The organism is Pseudomonas sp. GW823-FHT06B06, from assembly GCF_058795195.1.
On sequence record NZ_JBXAHO010000015.1, the window covers coordinates 38,713 to 55,780 of the forward strand.

The following is a 17,068-nucleotide window of genomic DNA, read 5'->3' on the forward strand; positions in this document are numbered from 1 at the left end:
ACCTGATTCCTATTGTTGTTTTGTTAGGCCGGCCAGCGGCAAGCGGCAACACATCAGCAGCCCGACAGGCTGGCGCCGGGCATTCAATTCGCCACCGAAACCTTCGATGATGCTGCGGCTCATGGACAGACCGAGCCCCAGGCCATCGGCCTTGCTGGTGTAGAAGGGGGTAAAGATCTGCTGAAGTTGCGGTTCGCTGACGCCCGGCCCCTGATCTTGCACATGGATCTCCACGCACGTGCCACTGCCCTGCCCCACGGTCATCACGATCACCGAAGGCTGCCCGGGATGTTGCTCACGGTTGGCATCGATGGCGTTACGCAACAGGTTGAGCAGCACCTGTTCCAGCAACACGCGGTCGGCATAAACGGGCGGCAGATTATCCGGCAGTCGATCCTCGATTGTCACTTGGCAATTGCTCGCCTCCCAGGCACATAAACGCACAGCTTCGCGGGCCACGTCAGTCAGGTTCAGCGCCTGCATGCGACGTTGTCCCTTGCGTAAAAAGGCGCGTAGCCGCCGAATCACTTCGGAGGCGTGGGTGGCGTGATGGGTAATGCGCTCCAGGCCCTGGGTCACTCTTGCTGCCGCTTGAGGATTGGAGTCCAGTGTCTGCAGGTAGCGCAGGCTCGCGTTCGCATAATTGACCACGGCCGCCAGCGGCTGGTTGATTTCGTGGGCGATTCCCGAAGCCAGTTCACCCAGGGTGACCAGGCGTGCGGTGTGCGCCAGTTCATCCTGATGACGCCGCTGTTGCGCTTCGCGCAGTTCGCGCTCGGTCATGTCACGCGCGACCAATGAGTAATAGCGCTCGCCGCTGGCGGAACGGTGCGCCAGCAACACCAGCGACACCGGCACCGATGTGCCGCCGTCCGGTGGTTGCAGGCGCGCATCGGTGCTCCATACACCGTCGCGCTCGGCGCTGTGCCAACCGTCGCGCTGCAGGCGCGCAAGGTCTGCGCTGGCGAACAACGTAGCCAGGGCCGGCATGGGTTGTTGCTCATCAATCCCGAGGATGCGGCGTGCGGCTGGATTGAGGTAAGTGACCAGGCCCCCGGGAGCGATGAACAACACCGGATCGATGTTGGCCTCGACCACTTCGGCCAGGCGTCGCTTGTTCTCCTCGGCCTGCACGCGGGCCGTAACGTCCCGGGACACGCAGACGATTTCAACCACCGCGCCGGTGTAGGTTTCCCGGATTGCCCGGCTGGCCGTTTCGAACCACAGGTAATGGCCGTCGCGATGGCGGATGCGGTACGTCATGGTGTGATAACCATCCTGCTCCAGCGCATCGCGTGCACGCTGCACGAGGCCGGCCAAGTCCTGGCCATGGAACAGGCCCTGGGCCATTTGCCCGCGCAGTGCTTCGGGCCAATAGCCGAGCAAGGTCCAGGAGGCCGGTGACGCATCGATCACACGCCCATCCGGTGTGTGGCGGGAAATCAGGTCGGTGGTGTTTTCGATGATCAGCCGGTAAAGCCGTCGTGCAGTGGCCGCCTCACGCTCTGCCAGCACCTGCGCCGTGGCGTCGCGGCAACGGGCGAGCACCCGGTTTTCCTGTGGGTCGGGGATGAAGGTCCAGATCAGGACCTGTTTCTCAAACTGAGCCTCGACGCCTTCGACAGCACGTTGCTGGGTCAGGCAGGCACGCACCAGCTCTCGGTGATTGACCGGTAAAAAACCCAGCACATCGCCCAGCGATTTTTCCGCGAGCAGCGCCATCAGTGCCGCGTTGAACTCCAGCGGTCGACCTTGCGCGTCGAGCAACAGGCTCGGTTGCGGGTCGAGGCCCAGCAGAGGCGAACCGCGCAGCATGCCGTTGACACTGCTCAGCAGCGTCGTCAGCAAATCCCGGACCCAGCCCAGCCAATCGAGACTCACACCCTCGCGCACTTGCACCAGCAACAAGCCCGGCTGCCCGGGCGTCAAGGCCAGGTCGAACACCTGGCCATGGCTGATCGCGGCCCGGCGCAACCGGCCGGACAACCAGCAATCGAGTTGACGCACTTCAGCCAGGGCCAGGCGCCCTGTGTCTGCCAGAAGATCGAAGAGCAATTGGTCGCTGGCCAGCGCAGGGTCGCCAAGTCCCGGTGGAAACTGCTGGGCCGTGCCCTCATGGCGGTAGATTCGCGAAGGGGGCTGCCAACTCAGGTACACCGCCCGCTGCACTTCGGGACAGTCCTGCAGCGCCAGACACAACGCATCAGCCCGGGCGGCCAGGGACACACTCTCGCGCTGCAGGCGCAACCAACTGTGCAATCGAACGGGAGTAACGGTCATTACGCGCCCACTTTGTCAGGGAAACCAAGCCTATACCAACTTGGAAGGTCGGTGGCGTCGACTCAGAATCAGAAGAATCACATATAGTACATATACTATAGTGCTTAGGTTGTACTTCCATATAACAGACAAAATATTATATAACGTCATCCGGACTTAGAAGGTGACCTCGGCGACTACGCCGCCAGGTCAGCCATAGAGCTAACAATCAGCCAACGAGTATCCGTACATGTCTATCTATGACCAGGGCCTGGGCCCTTCGGCTGTCAATCACATTGCCCTCTCGCCGCTCAGTTTCATCGAGCGCACCGCCAGTACCTACCCGAACCACCCCGCCGTTATCCACGGTTCGATTCGCCGTACCTGGGCCCAGACCTACACCCGTTGCCGCCGCCTGGCCTCGGCGCTGGCCGGTCGCGGCATCGGCAAGGACGACACGGTGGCGGTGATGCTGCCCAATATTCCCGAGATGCTGGAAGTGCATTTCGGCGTGCCGATGATCGGTGCCGTGCTCAACCCGCTCAACGTCCGGCTGGATGCCGAAGCGATCGCATTCATGCTCCAGCATGGCGAAGCCAAAGTGCTGATCACCGACCGCGAGTTCCATGACGTGATCAAGGCGGCGCTTGGCATGCTCGATCACCCACCCCTGGTGATCGACGTCAATGACCCGGAATACGGCGAAGGCCAGGCCGCGAGCGACCTGGATTACGAAGCGCTGTTGGCCGAAGGCGACCCGGCGTTTGACTGGAAATGGCCGCTCGACGAGTGGCAGGCCATTTCGCTGAACTACACGTCAGGCACCACCGGCAATCCCAAGGGGGTGGTCTACCACCATCGCGGCGCTTACCTGAGCGCGCTTGGCAACCAGATGACCTGGGCCATCGGCAATCATCCGGTGTACCTCTGGACGTTGCCGATGTTCCATTGCAACGGCTGGTGCTACCCGTGGACCATCACGGCCCTGGCAGGCGTGCACGTGTTCCTGCGCCGGGTCGACCCGCAGAGAATCCTCACGTTGATCCGCGAGCATCAGGTCACTCACCTGTGCGGTGCGCCGATCGTGCTCAATGCATTGGTCAACATGCCGGAGTCGGCGAAAGCGGCCATCGATCACCCGGTCAATGCCTTGGTCGCGGGCGCTGCGCCACCGGCCAAAGTGATCGGTGCCGTCGAAGAGATGGGCATCAAGGTCACGCACGTGTTCGGCCTGACCGAAACCTATGGCCCAGTGACGGTCTGCGCCTGGCACGCCGAATGGGATGAGTTACCCCTGGAGCAGCGGGCGCAAATCAAGTCGCGACAGGGTGTGCGCTTCCCGACACTGGAAGGCGTGATGGTCGGCGACTGCACAACGCTGGAACCAACCCCGCGCGATGGCCAGACGATCGGTGAGATTTTCCTGCGCGGCAACACGGTGATGAAGGGCTACCTGAAGAACCCGACCGCCACTGCCGAAGCGTTCGAAGGCGGCTGGTTCCACACCGGTGACCTGGCGGTCTGGCATCCCGACGGGTACGTCGAAATCAAGGACCGACTCAAGGACATCATCATCTCCGGTGGCGAGAACATCTCCACCATTGAGCTCGAAGGCGTGCTCTATCGCCATCCGGCTGTGATGGAAGCCGCCGTGGTCGCCCGTCCCGATGAGAAATGGGGCGAAACGCCCTGCGCCTTCATCACCTTGAAGGCGGATCACCAGGACGTTCGAGAGGCTGACATCATCGCTTTCTGCCGTGAGCATCTGGCCGGGTTCAAGGTCCCGCGCACCGTGATCTTCACGCTCTTGCCCAAGACGTCCACTGGCAAGATCCAGAAGTTCGTGCTGCGCGACCGGGCCAAGGCGCTCTAATCCCTTCTACCATGCTTGCATCAAGCAGCAGGTCTGCACCTGCTGCTTGGGGGTCGTGCAGGCCACATTCGGCTGTGCCCGTGACACAACCGTCCCAACGAGGTTTACGTTATGCCAGAATTCAAAGCCCCCCTGCGTGACTTGCGCTTTGTGCTGCACGAAGTGTTCGAGGCCCCGGCCCTGTGGGCGCGCCTGCCCGCCTTGGCCGACAGCATCGACGCGGACACCGCGGATGCCATTCTTGAGGAGGCGGCAAAAGTCACCGAGCACCTGATTGCGCCCCTCAATCGTAGCGGCGACGAAGAAGGCGCACAGTGGCATGAGGGGCGAGTCAGCACCCCCAGCGGTTTCAAACAGGCTTACGCAACCTACATCAAAGGCGGCTGGGTAGGACTGTCCGGCAACGCCGAATTCGGTGGCATGGGCATGCCAAAAATGCTGGCCGTGCAATTCGAAGAGATGCTCTATGGCGCCAACTCAAGTTTTGCGCTGTATTCGGCCTTGAGCGCTGGCGCCTGCCTGGCATTGGATGCCCACGCCAGCGACACCCTGAAAAATCTCTATCTGCCACCGATGTATGAAGGCCGCTGGGCCGGCTCCATGTGCCTGACCGAAGCCCATGCAGGCACCGACCTTGGGCTGATCCGCACCCGCGCCGAACCTGAGGCTGACGGCAGCTACAAGATCACCGGCAGCAAGATCTTCATCACCGGGGGCGACCAGGACCTGACCGAAAACATCGTTCATCTGGTACTGGCCAAACTGCCGAATGCACCGGCGGGTCCGAAAGGCATTTCGCTGTTCGTCGTGCCTAAAGTGCTGGTCAATGCCGACGGCTCGCTTGGCGCTGCCAACGCCGTGAGTTGCGGTTCGATCGAACACAAGATGGGCATCAAGGCCTCAGCCACCTGCGTGATGAACTTCGACGGTGCCAGTGGCTGGTTGATCGGTGAAGAGAACAAAGGCCTGGCGGCGATGTTCACCATGATGAATTACGAACGCCTGTCCATCGGCATTCAGGGCATCGGCTGCGCCGAGGCGTCCTACCAGAGTGCCGTCGCCTACGCGCGTGAACGCCTTCAGAGTCGGGCCCCCACGGGCGCCGTGGCGGCGGACAAACCGGCCGACCCGATCATCGTTCACCCGGATGTGCGGCGCATGCTGCTGGGCATGAAAGCCATGACCGAAGGCGGCCGCGCGTTCGCCAGCTATGTCGGGCAACAACTGGACCTGGCGAAGTTTTCCGCTGATGCCGGCGAGCGCGACAGTGCGCAGGTCCTGGTCGCGCTGCTGACGCCCGTGGCCAAGGCATTTTTTACCGACAGCGGCCTGGAAAGCTGCATCAATGGCCAGCAGGTTTTCGGCGGCCACGGCTACATTCGCGAATGGGGCCAGGAACAATTGGTCCGTGATGTGCGCATCGCGCAAATCTACGAAGGCACCAATGGCATCCAGGCACTGGATTTGCTCGGGCGCAAAGTGCTCGCCGACAAAGGCCTCGCACTGTGCCAGTTCACCGGCGAGATCCGCCGCTTCGCGGCACAGCCTGACGCCCCCTATGCCACGCAACTGCTGGATGTCGTGCAGCGGCTGGAGGACATCAGCGACTGGCTCCACGACAGAGCGGCAAGCAACCGCAACGAAGTCGGCGCGGCGTCGGTGGAGTATTTGCACCTGTTCGGTTACGTCGCCTACGCCTGGCTCTGGTCGCGCATGGCTCAGGTTGCGCGGCAAAAACGCAGCGAAGACGAAGATTTCTACGACGCGAAAATCGCCACCGCCGACTTTTACTTCCAGCGCTTGCTTCCACGCACCTTGAGCCTTGAGCAATCCATTCGGGCAGGTAGCGACTCGTTGTATGGCCTGCGCGCTGAACAATTCTGATTGAGCGACGCCATGGCGCTCTGGCGGGCGTTGCACTAATTGCAACGCCTGCCTAGAACTTTTCCTTGATTGTCGGTCTATTTGGATAGGCTCATCCGCTCGGTAGGCGCGAACCCGCAGGCTTCGCGCAGCCAGATGGCCACACGTCCAATTGCCAATCAGAGGTTGTCTTCGCTCATGAAATTCCATGTCCCACGGATGGTGCTCCTCGGCCTGTTCGCGTTCGCGGCAATGGGCTCGGCATCAGCAACACAGATGAAGACTTCAACCCCTGTTTCCGCCCCCCCAGTCACAGCCGTCCAGGCGCCCGTGCGGGCCGCCGACACCCCCTGGCCGACCTTGGCCAGCACGGCCGACAAGCAGCCAGGAGCGTTGCTTGCCCATGACGATCGATACTGGCACGACGGTCGTTGGCACGATCGCCGGGACGAATGGCGTCGAGACGAATGGCGCAGGGCCCAGTGGCGCAGAGAGCAAGCCCGCCGGGAAGCCGAACGCCACCGCTATTGGGAGCGCCACCGCGACCGGGACACGCGCTACCGCTACGACGACGATCGCCGCTACTATCGTCGCTAGCGCCAGGCTACGCGACTTCGTTTAAAAACAGGGAGCGAAGGACATGACCATCAAGCGCATGGACAACGTCCTGATCGTTGTCGACGATCTCGAAGCGGTGAAGGCATTCTTTATCGCGTTGGGTCTCACGCTCGAAGGCCAAACCACCGTTGAAGGGGCTGCTGTCGGCAGCCTCATTGGGCTGGGCAACGTGCGAGCCACCCTCGCGATGCTGCGCACCGCCGACGGACAGGGCATTGAACTGGACAAGTTCCACACCCCGGAGGCCGTTCGGTTTGGCCCCGTGGACACACCAATGAACGCCCTGGGTCTTCGTCGCATCATGTTTGCCGTCGATGACATCGATGCGCTCGTGACACAGATGCAAGCCCATGGCGCCGAATTGATTGGCCAGATGCAGTACGAAACATCGTACCGGCTCGCCTATGTTCGTGGGCCTGAGGGCATCATCGTCGGGCTTGCGGAGCAACTCGGCTAATGCGTGTGCGGTTTTATCAGACCACTGCACAATGCCTGCGTTCGGCAATCGTGGTTAACGGGCGCTCGCGATCAAAAGCAGAGCGTGGCGGCCTGTCCGCGTTGTTATCGTTCCCATGCTCTGCGTGGGAACGATCGCAACGCGGACAGATCTGCGATCAGGTCGGCTCTAAGGCCGCCTCGTTTTGGCTTTTGAACGCGTACATTCAGACAATCCCCCGATCGCTGCGCGCCCTCAGGCAGACTTCAACGCAAACCGCGAAACCGGGCGACTCAGACCGTAATGCTCGCGTAGCGTGGTACCCGTATAGTCCTCGCGAAACAGCCTGCGCTTGCGCAGGATCGGCAACACTTCATCGAGAAACACTTCAAAGCCCTCGGGAAATGCCGGCGGCATCACGTTGAAACCATCGGCGGCGCCGCTGCGGAACCACTGTTCGATCAGGTCGGCGATTTGCACCGGCGTGCCTACCGGCACCCAATGCCCGCGAGCACCGGCCAGGCGGTTGATCAGTTGGCGCAAGGTCGGTTGCTCGCGGTCGACTATATCGATGACCAGCTTGAAGCGACTCGCCTGGCTCTCACTGCCTTCAAAGTTGACCAAATGACGAGGGAAAGGCGCATCCAGATCCTGACCGGACAGGTCGACACCCAGCAGTCGGCGCAGCTGGCCCAGGGCAACGTGCGGCAGTACCAGGTCGTTGAGTTCATCGAACTTGCGCTGGGCTTCCGCTTCGGTGCTGCCGATGTAGGGGCTGATACCCGGGAGAATTTTCAGCTGGCGCGGGTCGCGCCCCACTGCCCTCGCCCGCGCGCGGATATCGTTGGCGAATTCGGTCGCGCTTTGCAGGGTCTGGTGCGCGGTGAAGATCGCTTCTGCATGCCTTGATGCGAAATCACGGCCGTCCTCGGACGAGCCGGCCTGCACTTGCACGGGCCGTCCTTGCGGAGAGCGTGGTGAGTTAAATGGGCCCTTGACCTGGTAGTGCGTACCCACGTGGTTGATCGAGTGCACTTTCGCACCGTTGGCGAACACCCCGGTGGCCTTGTCCAGCACCAGCGCATCGTCCTCCCAGCTGTCCCACAGGTCACCCACCACCTGCACGAACTCTTCGGCCTTGGCATAGCGGTCATGGGCCGACGGATGCTGGTCCAGGCCGAAGTTGGCGGCGGCGGCCGCCAGGGACGTGGTGACAATGTTCCAGCCGGCGCGGCCCTTGCTCAGGTGGTCCAGCGCACTGAACGAACGCGCCAGGTTGTAAGGCTCGCTGTAGGTGGTGCTGGCCGTGGCGATCAGGCCGATGCGTTGGGTCACCGCCGCGATGGCCGCCAGCCAGGTCACTGGTTCGAAACGTATGCGCACACCTTCGCGATCGCTTTCGGCCAGGGATGGCGAATCGGCAAAGAAGATCGCATCGAGCTTTTCCCGTTCCGCTCTCAGTGCAAGCTGTTGGTAGTGAGCGATGTCCATGGACGCTTCCGGCACCGACTGCGGGTGACGCCAGGCGGCTTCGTGATGACCATTGGGGTAGATGAAGAGGTTGAGGCTGAGCTGACGTTCGGACATTTCCCTTCTCCTGAAAATAGAGAGCCTGAAATTAGAGAGCCTGAAATAGAGAGCCTGAAAAAACCTGAACAGGCGGGACAGCACGCGACTCAATGCAGCTCTGCAAAGTCGCTCAACACGTCATCGCGCAGGGCGATGAAACGGCTGTCACTGCGATTGCGTGGACGCGGCAGATCGACGTCGACGATGCGCCGGATGCGCCCCGGGTTGGGTTGCATCACTACCACCCGGTCGCCGAGGAATACCGCCTCGTCCACATCGTGGGTGACCAGGATCATGGTGATTTTTTCCTTGGCCCAGATGTTCTGCAGCTCGCCCTGCAACCGCGCGCGGGTCAAGGCGTCGAGGGCGCCCAGTGGTTCATCCAGCAGCAGCACGCTCGGACGATTGACCAAGCCGCGGGCGATGGCCACGCGCTGGGCCATACCGCCGGAAATCTGATGCGGGTAGGACTCGATGAAGTCTTGCAGGCCGACCAGTTCGATGTGCTCGCGCACGGTGTCGCGCTTCTGCCCGGCGCTCAGGGGTGAATTCTTGAGGCCCACGGCGACGTTCTGCTCGACGTTGAGCCAGGGGAACAATCGGTGGTCCTGAAACACGATGCCGCGTTCCAGGCCCGTGCCCTTGATGGGTGTGCCATCGAGCAGGATGCGTCCGTCGAACTCCTCGTCCAGGCCGAGGATCAGCCGCAGCAGCGTGGATTTGCCGCAACCGCTGGCGCCGACGATGCTGATGAATTCGCCAGGGGCGATGTCGAGGTGGATGTTGTCGAGCACCTGCAATTGCGTCGAACTGCCAGGTTTGGAGATGAACCGCTTGCTGATGTGTTCCAGGGTCAGGCCGTTGCTCATGTTGCGATCCTTTTCAATGTGGCAATCAGTTAGTCGTGATGCCATACAGGCGCTGCATCCGCCGCTCAAGTGTCCGGGCCAGGGCGTTGAGGCCCCATCCCACCAGGCCGATAACCACCATTCCAAACAGCACCAGGTCCATCATGAAATGCTCGCTGCCATCGATCAGCGTGTTGCCGATCCCCTCCCCCGATACCAGCAGGTATTCGGCGCCGATGGTTGCCAGCCAGCTGTAGACCAGCGCCAGGTAGAGCCCGGTGAAAATCGACGGCAAGGCAGCAGGCAGCATCACCCCGATAATGGTTTGCCAACGGGTGAAGCCGTACACCCGCGCCACTTCCAACAAGTTGGGTGGGACGTTGCGCAGCCCATCGCAAGTGTTGACCACCACCGGCACCAGTGCGGCCAGTGACAGGAACACCACCTTGGCCACATCGCCCAGGCCGAACCACACCGAGATCAGCGGGATCCAGGCGAACAGGGAGATTTGCTTGAAGGTGTTGAAGCTTGGCCCCACCAAACGCTCGAAATGCCGCGAAAGACCCAGCAGGCAACCCAGTACCAAGCCCAGCGCGGTGCCGATGAAAAAGCCACTGAGATTGCGCGCAAGGCTCGCCGAAATCGCCCGCCAGAATTTGTCCGAGGTGATTTGATCCCAGGCTGTCGCCGCGACTTTTTCCGGCGAAACGAACAGCCCCGATTCACTCCAGCCCTGGTTCGAAGCCAACCACCACAGGGCAATCACCGAGATTGGCAAGACCCAACCGCGATACCGGTGGCTACTGCTACCTGATGACAAAGCCGCACTCATGACTGAGGCCCTCCAACCGTTGGCCGACCGCGATCGAGGCGTTTCTGCGCGTAATCGAAACTGCGGTCGATCAGCAGGCCGAGCGCACCCACTATCACGACGGCCGCCATCACCAGGTCCAGTTGAAACAGCTGGCGTCCATAGACGATCAGGTAGCCCAGCCCTTCACTCGAGGCCACCAATTCGACCACCACCAGCGATAGCCAGGCCTTGGTGAAGCCCAGGCGGAACCCGGTAAACAGTGTCGGGATTGCCGCCGGCAGGACAATGGAGGTGACGCTTTGCCGACGGCTGAAGCCGTAGGTCCGGCCGACTTCCAACAAGCCCTTGGGCGCCTGGCGGAACGCCTGCAAGGTACACAGGGTGATTGGCACCAGGGCGGCCTTGGCAATCAGCACATACTTGAGCGTCTCGCCGATGCCGAACAGCAACAAGGCGAACGGCAGCCAGCCCAATACCGGAATTTGCACCAGTGCGTTGAAAGTCGGCAGCAGGTAATCCTCCAGCGTCCGGGACAGTCCCATGGCCAGGCCCAGCGCTACACCGAGCAATGCGCCGAGGCTGAACCCGACGACAACCCGCTGCAGGCTGGCCGCTGCGTTGAGCCCCAGATCCCCGCTGACAACCAGGTCCGACAGCGCCTGGTAAACGTAGGCTGGCGGTGGCAGCACCTGCTCCGAAAGCCAGCCGCGTTCCACCCCCAGGTACCACAAACCCAGCAACAGCAACGGCAACAGCCAGGGCAAGGCCTTGTCACCCAGGTTCACGGACCAGGCTGAAGTGCGCGGTACCTCGACCTTGCGGACCGGGCGAGCGGGCGACGGTGGAAGACGTTTGACGTTGTCGCTCGGCAATGCTGGCGCCCCATACTTCTCGAGTCTTGCGGTCTGTGCCCTGGCCATTTTCCTAGCTCCCTTGCTTGCTGGTCGTCGTGGCCGCTACCGCGTTACCCGCCGGTTGCTTGCCATCCGGGCCGTAGGGCGTCCAGTAGTTTTCCAGTCCCTTGGCCTTGAGAGATTTCTGCAGATAACTGCTTTCGAACCAGCCATCGATACTGACCGGGCGACGGATGAGTTTTTCTTCCTTGGCCTGATCCGCCACGGCCTGATAGCGGCTGATCAGAAAGTTGTCGACCAGAGGCGAGGCCCGGTCCCTTAGAGGAACCCCGGTGAAGTCGGCACGCAGTGAATCGGCGGGGTCATTGCTCTTGGCCCATTCAGCGAAGACGTCATCGCGATGGCTCTCGTCCGATGTCCACTTCGCCGCGTCCACCAGCGTGTCGACGACCTTTTGCACCTTGTCCGGATGCTCTTTTTCATATTCACCGCGAACCACCAGCGCCGTCTGCCGGGTGTAGCGCACGTCCTGCTCGGGATTGTCGTAAACGATGTCGATCAGGCCCTTGTCACGCAGCTTGAACAACTCACGCCCACCGAATGCGGCATCCACGCCATTGGAAATCAATGCGGCCTGAGAGCTGCCGGTATCGAGGTTGATGGCCTTGATATCGCGCTCGGTCAGCCCGTGCTCCGCCAGCAGATTGATCATCACCAGATGGCCGTTGGTACCGCGGAAGATCGCGACCTTTTTGCCTTTGAGGTCCTCGATGGTCTTGAGGGGGGAGCCCTTGGGCACCGCCAGGTAGAGGTTGGCGCGCACACCCAACGCCGCCAACAACTTGGTGTCCAGTCCGTTGGAGCGCCCGACAACTGCAGGCAGATCGCCCTGGTAGGCGAAGTCCAGTTGCTGGTTGGAGAACGCTTCGTTGACCGCAGGTCCTGCCCCCTTGAAGAAGAACCACTGCACTTCGGTCCCGGTTCCGGCGAAGGCTTTTTCCAGCAATTGCTGATTGCGCACGATGCCCAGAGGCGAGCCGCTGAAGGTCACCGGGTCACCGCCACCGGCCGTGGCGACACCGATGCGCAAGACATCGGCCTCGGCCCCGGATACCGCAAGAACCGCAGCCAGCGCTGCAGCGATGCTGCCTTTTTTAAACAGGCGAATGCCATTGAGCTTCATGTCAGCCTTCCTTGTACCAATGAGAGTCGCTCGTCAGGCGGCGAGGTGTTTTTTGTCGGCTTCGGTTTTCGGCGAACGCGCCTCGGGGCTCGGCTTGAGCGCCTGGCTCAAGCGACCATCCACCCCGACCGGCACATCACCGTCGATGGTGGTGCGGCGCACGATGCGCGGGGCGTCGCCGTAATCGTTGATCGCGATGTGCTGGGTGGCGCGGTTGTCCCAGATCACCACATCGCCCTCCTGCCAGCGCCAGCGAACGGTGTTGTCGACATGGGTGATACGGTCGTGAAAAAGGCGAATCAGTTGTTTGGAATCGTTGCTACTGACACCTTGAATTTGTTTAACAAAGTGCCCCAACAACAAACTTCTTTCACCCGACTCCGGATGGACTCGCACTAATGGATGTTCGGTTTCGTAGACTTCAGCAGTGAACTGTTCACGATAACGCTTGAGTCCCGACTCGTCGGTATTACACGGCGCCGCGTAGTCATATACGTTGGTGTGCAATGCGCGAAGATTATCCGCCAATTGTTTTAACGGGTCGGGTAAATCAGCATAGGCTGCTGCAGTATTGGCCCATACCGTATCACCGCCAAAGGGCGGAATTACAACACCACGCAAGATGGAAATCTTCGGGTAGTTGGCCACGAAGGTCACATCGGTGTGCCAGGAATTGGCGCGGGTTTCCTTGGCGTCCAAATGCAGGATCGCAGCGCCTTGTTCAGCGGAACGCACGGTCGGGTGCGGGACCTGATCGCCGAAGCGGCGGGAAAAAGCCTCGTGCTCGGCGTCATCCAGATGTTGGTCGCGAAAGAACAGCACTTTATATTTCAACAGTGCCTGATTAATGAAATCGAATGCCTCGGCGCTGATGCCGCCCCCCAACTTTACGCCTTCCAGTTGTGCCCCAATTCGACCGGCGACCGGTTTGATTTGAATAGTCATCGAGCTACCTCCTGTCTCACGAGTTGTTGTGGGACAGATCATAAAGTCATAAAAGCAGCGATGACTAATCACAAATTATTCTAAAGATAGATTAAGCCCGATATACCTGTCCCGTTATTAAATCCAGATAAAAGCTATAAGCCTCTTGTTATTAGCTAATAACTTTTTAGTAGCAATATAAAGTTGATGGTGTGTTTGGGATTACGTTGGTGGGGTTGCTGAGGGGCTGGTTCCAGTCCGTACGTCAACGCAAGTCCCAGCGCCGGCTACAAGGGGTATAACTGTCAGAAACAGCAGGCGGGTCCCCCCAGGCCCTCCAAAGGCAACGTCCGGGTCAGGCGCCCCCACCTGATCGACGCCTGCGGCGCGGAGCGATGTGATGAATTCCAGGGCATGGCGATGGGCTCGCAAGAGCCTTATTGGCGGCATCGAGCTGGCCTTGCTGGTCACGCCACTGTACGCCAGCGCCATGTTCAAGTGCCAAGCCAGGGACGGAGCCATCAGCTACACCAGTCAAGCCATCGCCAGCGCCCGCTGCACTCGCGTGGATGGCATGGCTGGCGCCGGTGTCGGCGCCAAGCCCAAGGCCTTGCCACGGCTTGTGCAAGACGACGACTCCGGCGCGATGCGGATTCGGGTGTTCACTTTCATCCACAAGGGTGTTCGTCAATATGTGAGCCGGCGCCCGGAAGGAATTTCCGCGCGGGTCGATGTCCTTGAAGTCTATTACATCAAGGGTTGCTATCTGTGCAGGGCGCCGAAGGATTTCAAGGTCGCCTCACTGCGCCTGGACACCCGTTCCTATCGGCGGGAGATCGAAGCCGCTTCGGGTCAATATGGCGTCGACAGAGCGCTGGTCCGCGCGGTGATACATGCCGAATCGGCGTTTCGCCCCAACGCCATTTCCGAAGCCGGCGCCCAGGGACTGATGCAATTGATGCCCGCCACCGCCGAGCGCTTCGCCGTGGACGATCCGTTCGACGCCCGGCAGAACATTCGTGGCGGCGTGCGCTACCTGGCCTGGCTGCTCAAGCGCTTCAACGGCAACCAGGTGCTGGCGTTGGCCGGTTACAACGCTGGCGAAGCGTCTGTGGTCGAGCACAATGGGGTGCCTCCCTACGCCGAGACGCAATCCTACGTCACCCTCGTGCAGTCCTTGACCGAACGCTATCGTAACAATCGCTAGTTATTCCCGGCCACCCGTTCGCTAATCCGTTAGTGAACCGGCCAGCGTCACCGCATTGATGCGCCGATGGCCACGCTTGTCGTTCGTGAATCGAGCCCGAGTTCACGCAAAAAAAACCTTGAGCCGAGTCAAGCCCCCGATCCGGTCGTCGCTATCGACTCGATCAGTACCTCCAAAAGACAGGTGTGAGCAGCACCAGCACCGTCAGAATCTCCAGCCTTCCCAAGAGCATGCCGACCGTCAGCAGCCATTTTGCCGCATCCGGCAAGGTCGAGAAGTTGCCTGCTGGACCAATGATCGTCCCCAGGCCGGGACCCACGTTGCACACTGCGGTGGCAGCACCGCTTAAGGCTGTCGTCCAGTCAAGACCGATCAGCGCCAACCCCAGGGCAATGCCACCGATGGTGATGGTGAAAAAGAATGAAAAGGTCAGCAGCGAACGTGCGATGTCTTCGTCAATGGGATGGCCGTTGTATTTTTTCCGAATCACCGCACGAGGATGAATCAGTTGTTTCAAGCTGCCCATCAGCAAGGAGGAGGCGACCTGAAAGCGGAATATTTTAAGCCCTCCCGCCGTAGACCCAGAGCAGCCGCCGACGAAGGTCAAATAGAAAAACAGCAGAACAGAAAAGCTGCCCCATAAGGTGTAGTCCCCGAGGGCTAACCCCGTGGTCGTGACCACCGAGGTTACATTGACGGCCACGATACGAAACGCTTCCCACCAGCTGTAGTCGCTGTTAATGCACAACCACGTACCAAATAGCAGCCAGGTAATCACTAGAAATCCAATGAACCCTCGCACCTGATGGTCTTTTAATAATGCACTTTTGTTGCCCCGCAGTGTGGCGACATACAAGGTGAAAGGCAGGCTGCCCACTATCATGACGACCACGGATACCCAATGAATAGCCTGTTGAGGCCAGTGCGCCAGGGAGGCATCCGAGGTTGAAAAGCCGCCCGTTGAAATAAATGACATTGCATGATTTATCGCTTCGAAAGGTGTCATTCCCGCGACCCATAGCGCCAGAGCGGACACCCCGGTCAGCCCGAGGTAGAGCACCAGGATATATTTCGCCGCGACGTGAGAGCGTGGTGTGACTTTCTCTGACCAGTCTGAAGATTCTGTCTGGAACAAACGCATGCCGCCGACTCGCAACAAAGGCAGAATCGCCACGGCCATGCCGATAAAACCAATTCCCCCGAGCCAGTGCAGCATCGAGCGCCAAATCAACAATCCTGGTGACGCGGTATCCAGCCCCGTCAAAATCGTCGAGCCGGTGGTGGTGATGCCGGACATCGTTTCAAAAAATGCATCGGTATAGCTGATGTGATGGATGAGCACCATCGGCAAAGCCGCAAAGGCGCAGACGACAACCCAACTGGCCGTGGTCAACAGGTACATATCTCGTGGACGAAGTTGGGCAACCTCTGGACGCCCGCGAATAATCAGCGCCAGCCCACAGACGAAGGTGATCAGGCCCGACCAGAGAAACGCCGACAGATCATCACTGCGGTCATAAACCACCAGTGTAAACATGGGAATAACCATGCTCACGGCCAACGTGATCAAAAAAATACCCAGGATAAATCCGATAAGCCGCAGTACTGCAATGGACATAAAAAACGCCTGGCTGATGAGCGCCGCACAGTATCAATTGAGTCAACAGGGCTAGCCGTAAAATTTACGTAAAATTCCCCTGCAGAGCTGAGTCTAGCTAATCGGCATCAGCCATCTGCGCGAACGCTGGGCAATTCAATGCCCCTCGGAAATGACTGTATAGGCCGACACGATCGCTGATATGTTTGCCGCGCACACGATCACGTCCAATTGACGCCGATCCCATCAAGGAAGATGAAAACAGTGCTTGGCGCCCTGCTCCTTTTTTGCCTGAATACATCTGCATTCGCTGGCGACAACCCTATCGGTTTCCAACATGGATTTACGCCTGGCCGATATGGACGAATCAAGACTTCCAGATTCCGCACAACGTTTTGCTCTCGACATCAGGGATCAAGCCAGCTGTCTTCAAGCCTGCGCAGGCATCCACACCGTGATTCACCTGGCGGGCGACCCGAACCCGGACGCTGATTTCATGAGTTCCAGAACTGCCTTGTCGACCCACTGATTCATTGCTCAGGGAGAGCGCCATGCCTTTAGACATCCTGCTGTCGGAACATCCAACGGAAGAACAGCGGTCAGCCATTCTGGCTCCGTTGCTGGCCCACAATCTGGCCAAGGGTGGAGACGACGCCCATGAAACTTTTGCCCTATTGCTGCGAGATCCTGACAGCAATGAAATCATTGGCGGGCTATACGGAAAGGTTTCCTATCGATGGCTGCTCATCGATCTTGTCAGTGTGCCCGAGTCGATGCGGGGCCAGGGCATTGGACAACGGCTTATGCACATGGCCGAAGACATCGCGCAGAAAAAGCACTGCATAGGTATCTGGCTGGAGACATTCAGTTTTCAGGCACCGGGATTTTATCAAAAGCTGGGCTACTGCGAATTTGGGCGCCTGACGGATTATCCGCCGGGACATACCCGAATGTTCTACCAGAAGCTGTTTTGCTGACGGCACACTGAACCTTGAACCGATTGCTGCACTTGACATCGGATTG

The 17,068-nt window shown here is 59.9% G+C and carries 14 protein-coding genes; 6 read left to right on the forward strand and 8 right to left on the reverse strand.

Going from position 1 to position 17,068, the window contains the following annotated elements:
• Positions 1-9: 9 nt before the first annotated feature.
• The gene (locus tag AC1Q8Q_RS15615) at positions 10-2,280 is read right to left on the reverse strand and encodes a PAS domain-containing sensor histidine kinase (protein ID WP_168757649.1); all 2,271 of its coding nucleotides are present in this window, start codon (positions 2,278-2,280) and stop codon (positions 10-12) included.
• Between the two features lie 229 nt (positions 2,281-2,509).
• On the opposite strand from AC1Q8Q_RS15615, the gene AC1Q8Q_RS15620 reads away from it, so the two are divergent.
• The 4 genes from AC1Q8Q_RS15620 (at position 2,510) to AC1Q8Q_RS15635 (ending at position 7,070) form a co-directional block, all read left to right on the forward strand.
• Entirely contained in the window at positions 2,510-4,132 is a 1,623-nt protein-coding gene (locus tag AC1Q8Q_RS15620) for an acyl-CoA synthetase (protein ID WP_020800473.1), read from the forward strand.
• Positions 4,133-4,243: 111 nt separating this feature from the next.
• Positions 4,244-6,016: an acyl-CoA dehydrogenase C-terminal domain-containing protein gene (locus tag AC1Q8Q_RS15625; RefSeq protein WP_492615218.1), complete on the forward strand. Its 1,773-nt coding sequence runs from the start codon at positions 4,244-4,246 to the stop codon at positions 6,014-6,016.
• A gap of 177 nt (positions 6,017-6,193) precedes the next feature.
• Entirely contained in the window at positions 6,194-6,592 is a 399-nt protein-coding gene (locus AC1Q8Q_RS15630; RefSeq protein WP_080725400.1) for a hypothetical protein, read from the forward strand.
• Between the two features lie 43 nt (positions 6,593-6,635).
• A complete protein-coding gene (locus AC1Q8Q_RS15635; protein ID WP_033044878.1) occupies positions 6,636-7,070 on the forward strand; it encodes a VOC family protein in 435 nt (144 codons plus the stop codon).
• A 234-nt stretch (positions 7,071-7,304) separates the two neighbouring features.
• Here the strand turns inward: AC1Q8Q_RS15635 and AC1Q8Q_RS15640 are convergent, their stop codons facing one another.
• The 6 genes from AC1Q8Q_RS15640 to AC1Q8Q_RS15665 form a co-directional block, all read right to left on the reverse strand.
• The gene (locus AC1Q8Q_RS15640) at positions 7,305-8,636 is read right to left on the reverse strand and encodes an LLM class flavin-dependent oxidoreductase (RefSeq protein WP_489327960.1); all 1,332 of its coding nucleotides are present in this window, start codon (positions 8,634-8,636) and stop codon (positions 7,305-7,307) included.
• An 89-nt stretch (positions 8,637-8,725) separates the two neighbouring features.
• Complete coding sequence (locus AC1Q8Q_RS15645) at positions 8,726-9,487, reverse strand: ABC transporter ATP-binding protein (protein ID WP_020799239.1); 762 nt, start codon at positions 9,485-9,487, stop codon at positions 8,726-8,728.
• A 25-nt stretch (positions 9,488-9,512) separates the two neighbouring features.
• Complete coding sequence (locus AC1Q8Q_RS15650) at positions 9,513-10,298, reverse strand: ABC transporter permease (protein ID WP_020799240.1); 786 nt, start codon at positions 10,296-10,298, stop codon at positions 9,513-9,515.
• On the reverse strand, positions 10,295-11,200 hold the full coding sequence (locus AC1Q8Q_RS15655) for an ABC transporter permease (protein WP_492615219.1): 906 nt from the start codon (positions 11,198-11,200) through the stop codon (positions 10,295-10,297). The genes AC1Q8Q_RS15650 and AC1Q8Q_RS15655 overlap by 4 nt, the downstream gene beginning before the upstream one ends.
• Positions 11,201-11,204: 4 nt before the next feature.
• Positions 11,205-12,317, reverse strand: a complete 1,113-nt coding sequence (locus AC1Q8Q_RS15660; RefSeq protein WP_083348661.1) for an ABC transporter substrate-binding protein — start codon at positions 12,315-12,317, stop codon at positions 11,205-11,207.
• A gap of 33 nt (positions 12,318-12,350) precedes the next feature.
• On the reverse strand, positions 12,351-13,262 hold the full coding sequence (locus AC1Q8Q_RS15665; protein WP_492615220.1) for a TauD/TfdA dioxygenase family protein: 912 nt from the start codon (positions 13,260-13,262) through the stop codon (positions 12,351-12,353).
• 379 nt (positions 13,263-13,641) lie between these two features.
• Here AC1Q8Q_RS15665 and AC1Q8Q_RS15670 point away from each other — a divergent pair, with 379 nt between their 5' ends.
• A complete protein-coding gene (locus AC1Q8Q_RS15670; RefSeq protein ID WP_168757643.1) occupies positions 13,642-14,448 on the forward strand; it encodes a lytic transglycosylase domain-containing protein in 807 nt (268 codons plus the stop codon).
• A 163-nt stretch (positions 14,449-14,611) separates the two neighbouring features.
• On the opposite strand, the gene AC1Q8Q_RS15675 is transcribed toward AC1Q8Q_RS15670, so the two are convergent.
• On the reverse strand, positions 14,612-16,066 hold the full coding sequence (locus tag AC1Q8Q_RS15675; RefSeq protein ID WP_492615221.1) for a TrkH family potassium uptake protein: 1,455 nt from the start codon (positions 16,064-16,066) through the stop codon (positions 14,612-14,614).
• A gap of 530 nt (positions 16,067-16,596) precedes the next feature.
• Between AC1Q8Q_RS15675 and AC1Q8Q_RS15680 the strand changes: the two genes are divergently transcribed.
• Positions 16,597-17,022: a GNAT family N-acetyltransferase gene (locus AC1Q8Q_RS15680; protein ID WP_168757641.1), complete on the forward strand. Its 426-nt coding sequence runs from the start codon at positions 16,597-16,599 to the stop codon at positions 17,020-17,022.
• Positions 17,023-17,068: the final 46 nt, after the last annotated feature.

Bases quoted from the DNA above. Each gene is read 5' to 3' on its own strand.
- AC1Q8Q_RS15650 (WP_020799240.1), bottom strand. From the start codon at position 10,298: ATGAGTGCGGCTTTGTCATCAGGTAGCAGTAGCCACCGGTATCGCGGT.
- AC1Q8Q_RS15645 (WP_020799239.1), bottom strand. From the start codon at position 9,487: ATGAGCAACGGCCTGACCCTGGAACACATCAGCAAGCGGTTCATCTCC.
- AC1Q8Q_RS15630 (WP_080725400.1), top strand. From the start codon at position 6,194: ATGAAATTCCATGTCCCACGGATGGTGCTCCTCGGCCTGTTCGCGTTC.
- AC1Q8Q_RS15670 (WP_168757643.1), top strand. From the start codon at position 13,642: ATGAATTCCAGGGCATGGCGATGGGCTCGCAAGAGCCTTATTGGCGGC.
- AC1Q8Q_RS15620 (WP_020800473.1), top strand. From the start codon at position 2,510: ATGTCTATCTATGACCAGGGCCTGGGCCCTTCGGCTGTCAATCACATT.
- AC1Q8Q_RS15680 (WP_168757641.1), top strand. From the start codon at position 16,597: ATGCCTTTAGACATCCTGCTGTCGGAACATCCAACGGAAGAACAGCGG.
- AC1Q8Q_RS15635 (WP_033044878.1), top strand. From the start codon at position 6,636: ATGACCATCAAGCGCATGGACAACGTCCTGATCGTTGTCGACGATCTC.
- AC1Q8Q_RS15625 (WP_492615218.1), top strand. From the start codon at position 4,244: ATGCCAGAATTCAAAGCCCCCCTGCGTGACTTGCGCTTTGTGCTGCAC.
- AC1Q8Q_RS15665 (WP_492615220.1), bottom strand. From the start codon at position 13,262: ATGACTATTCAAATCAAACCGGTCGCCGGTCGAATTGGGGCACAACTG.
- AC1Q8Q_RS15615 (WP_168757649.1), bottom strand. From the start codon at position 2,280: ATGACCGTTACTCCCGTTCGATTGCACAGTTGGTTGCGCCTGCAGCGC.
- AC1Q8Q_RS15675 (WP_492615221.1), bottom strand. From the start codon at position 16,066: ATGTCCATTGCAGTACTGCGGCTTATCGGATTTATCCTGGGTATTTTT.
- AC1Q8Q_RS15660 (WP_083348661.1), bottom strand. From the start codon at position 12,317: ATGAAGCTCAATGGCATTCGCCTGTTTAAAAAAGGCAGCATCGCTGCA.
- AC1Q8Q_RS15640 (WP_489327960.1), bottom strand. From the start codon at position 8,636: ATGTCCGAACGTCAGCTCAGCCTCAACCTCTTCATCTACCCCAATGGT.
- AC1Q8Q_RS15655 (WP_492615219.1), bottom strand. From the start codon at position 11,200: ATGGCCAGGGCACAGACCGCAAGACTCGAGAAGTATGGGGCGCCAGCA.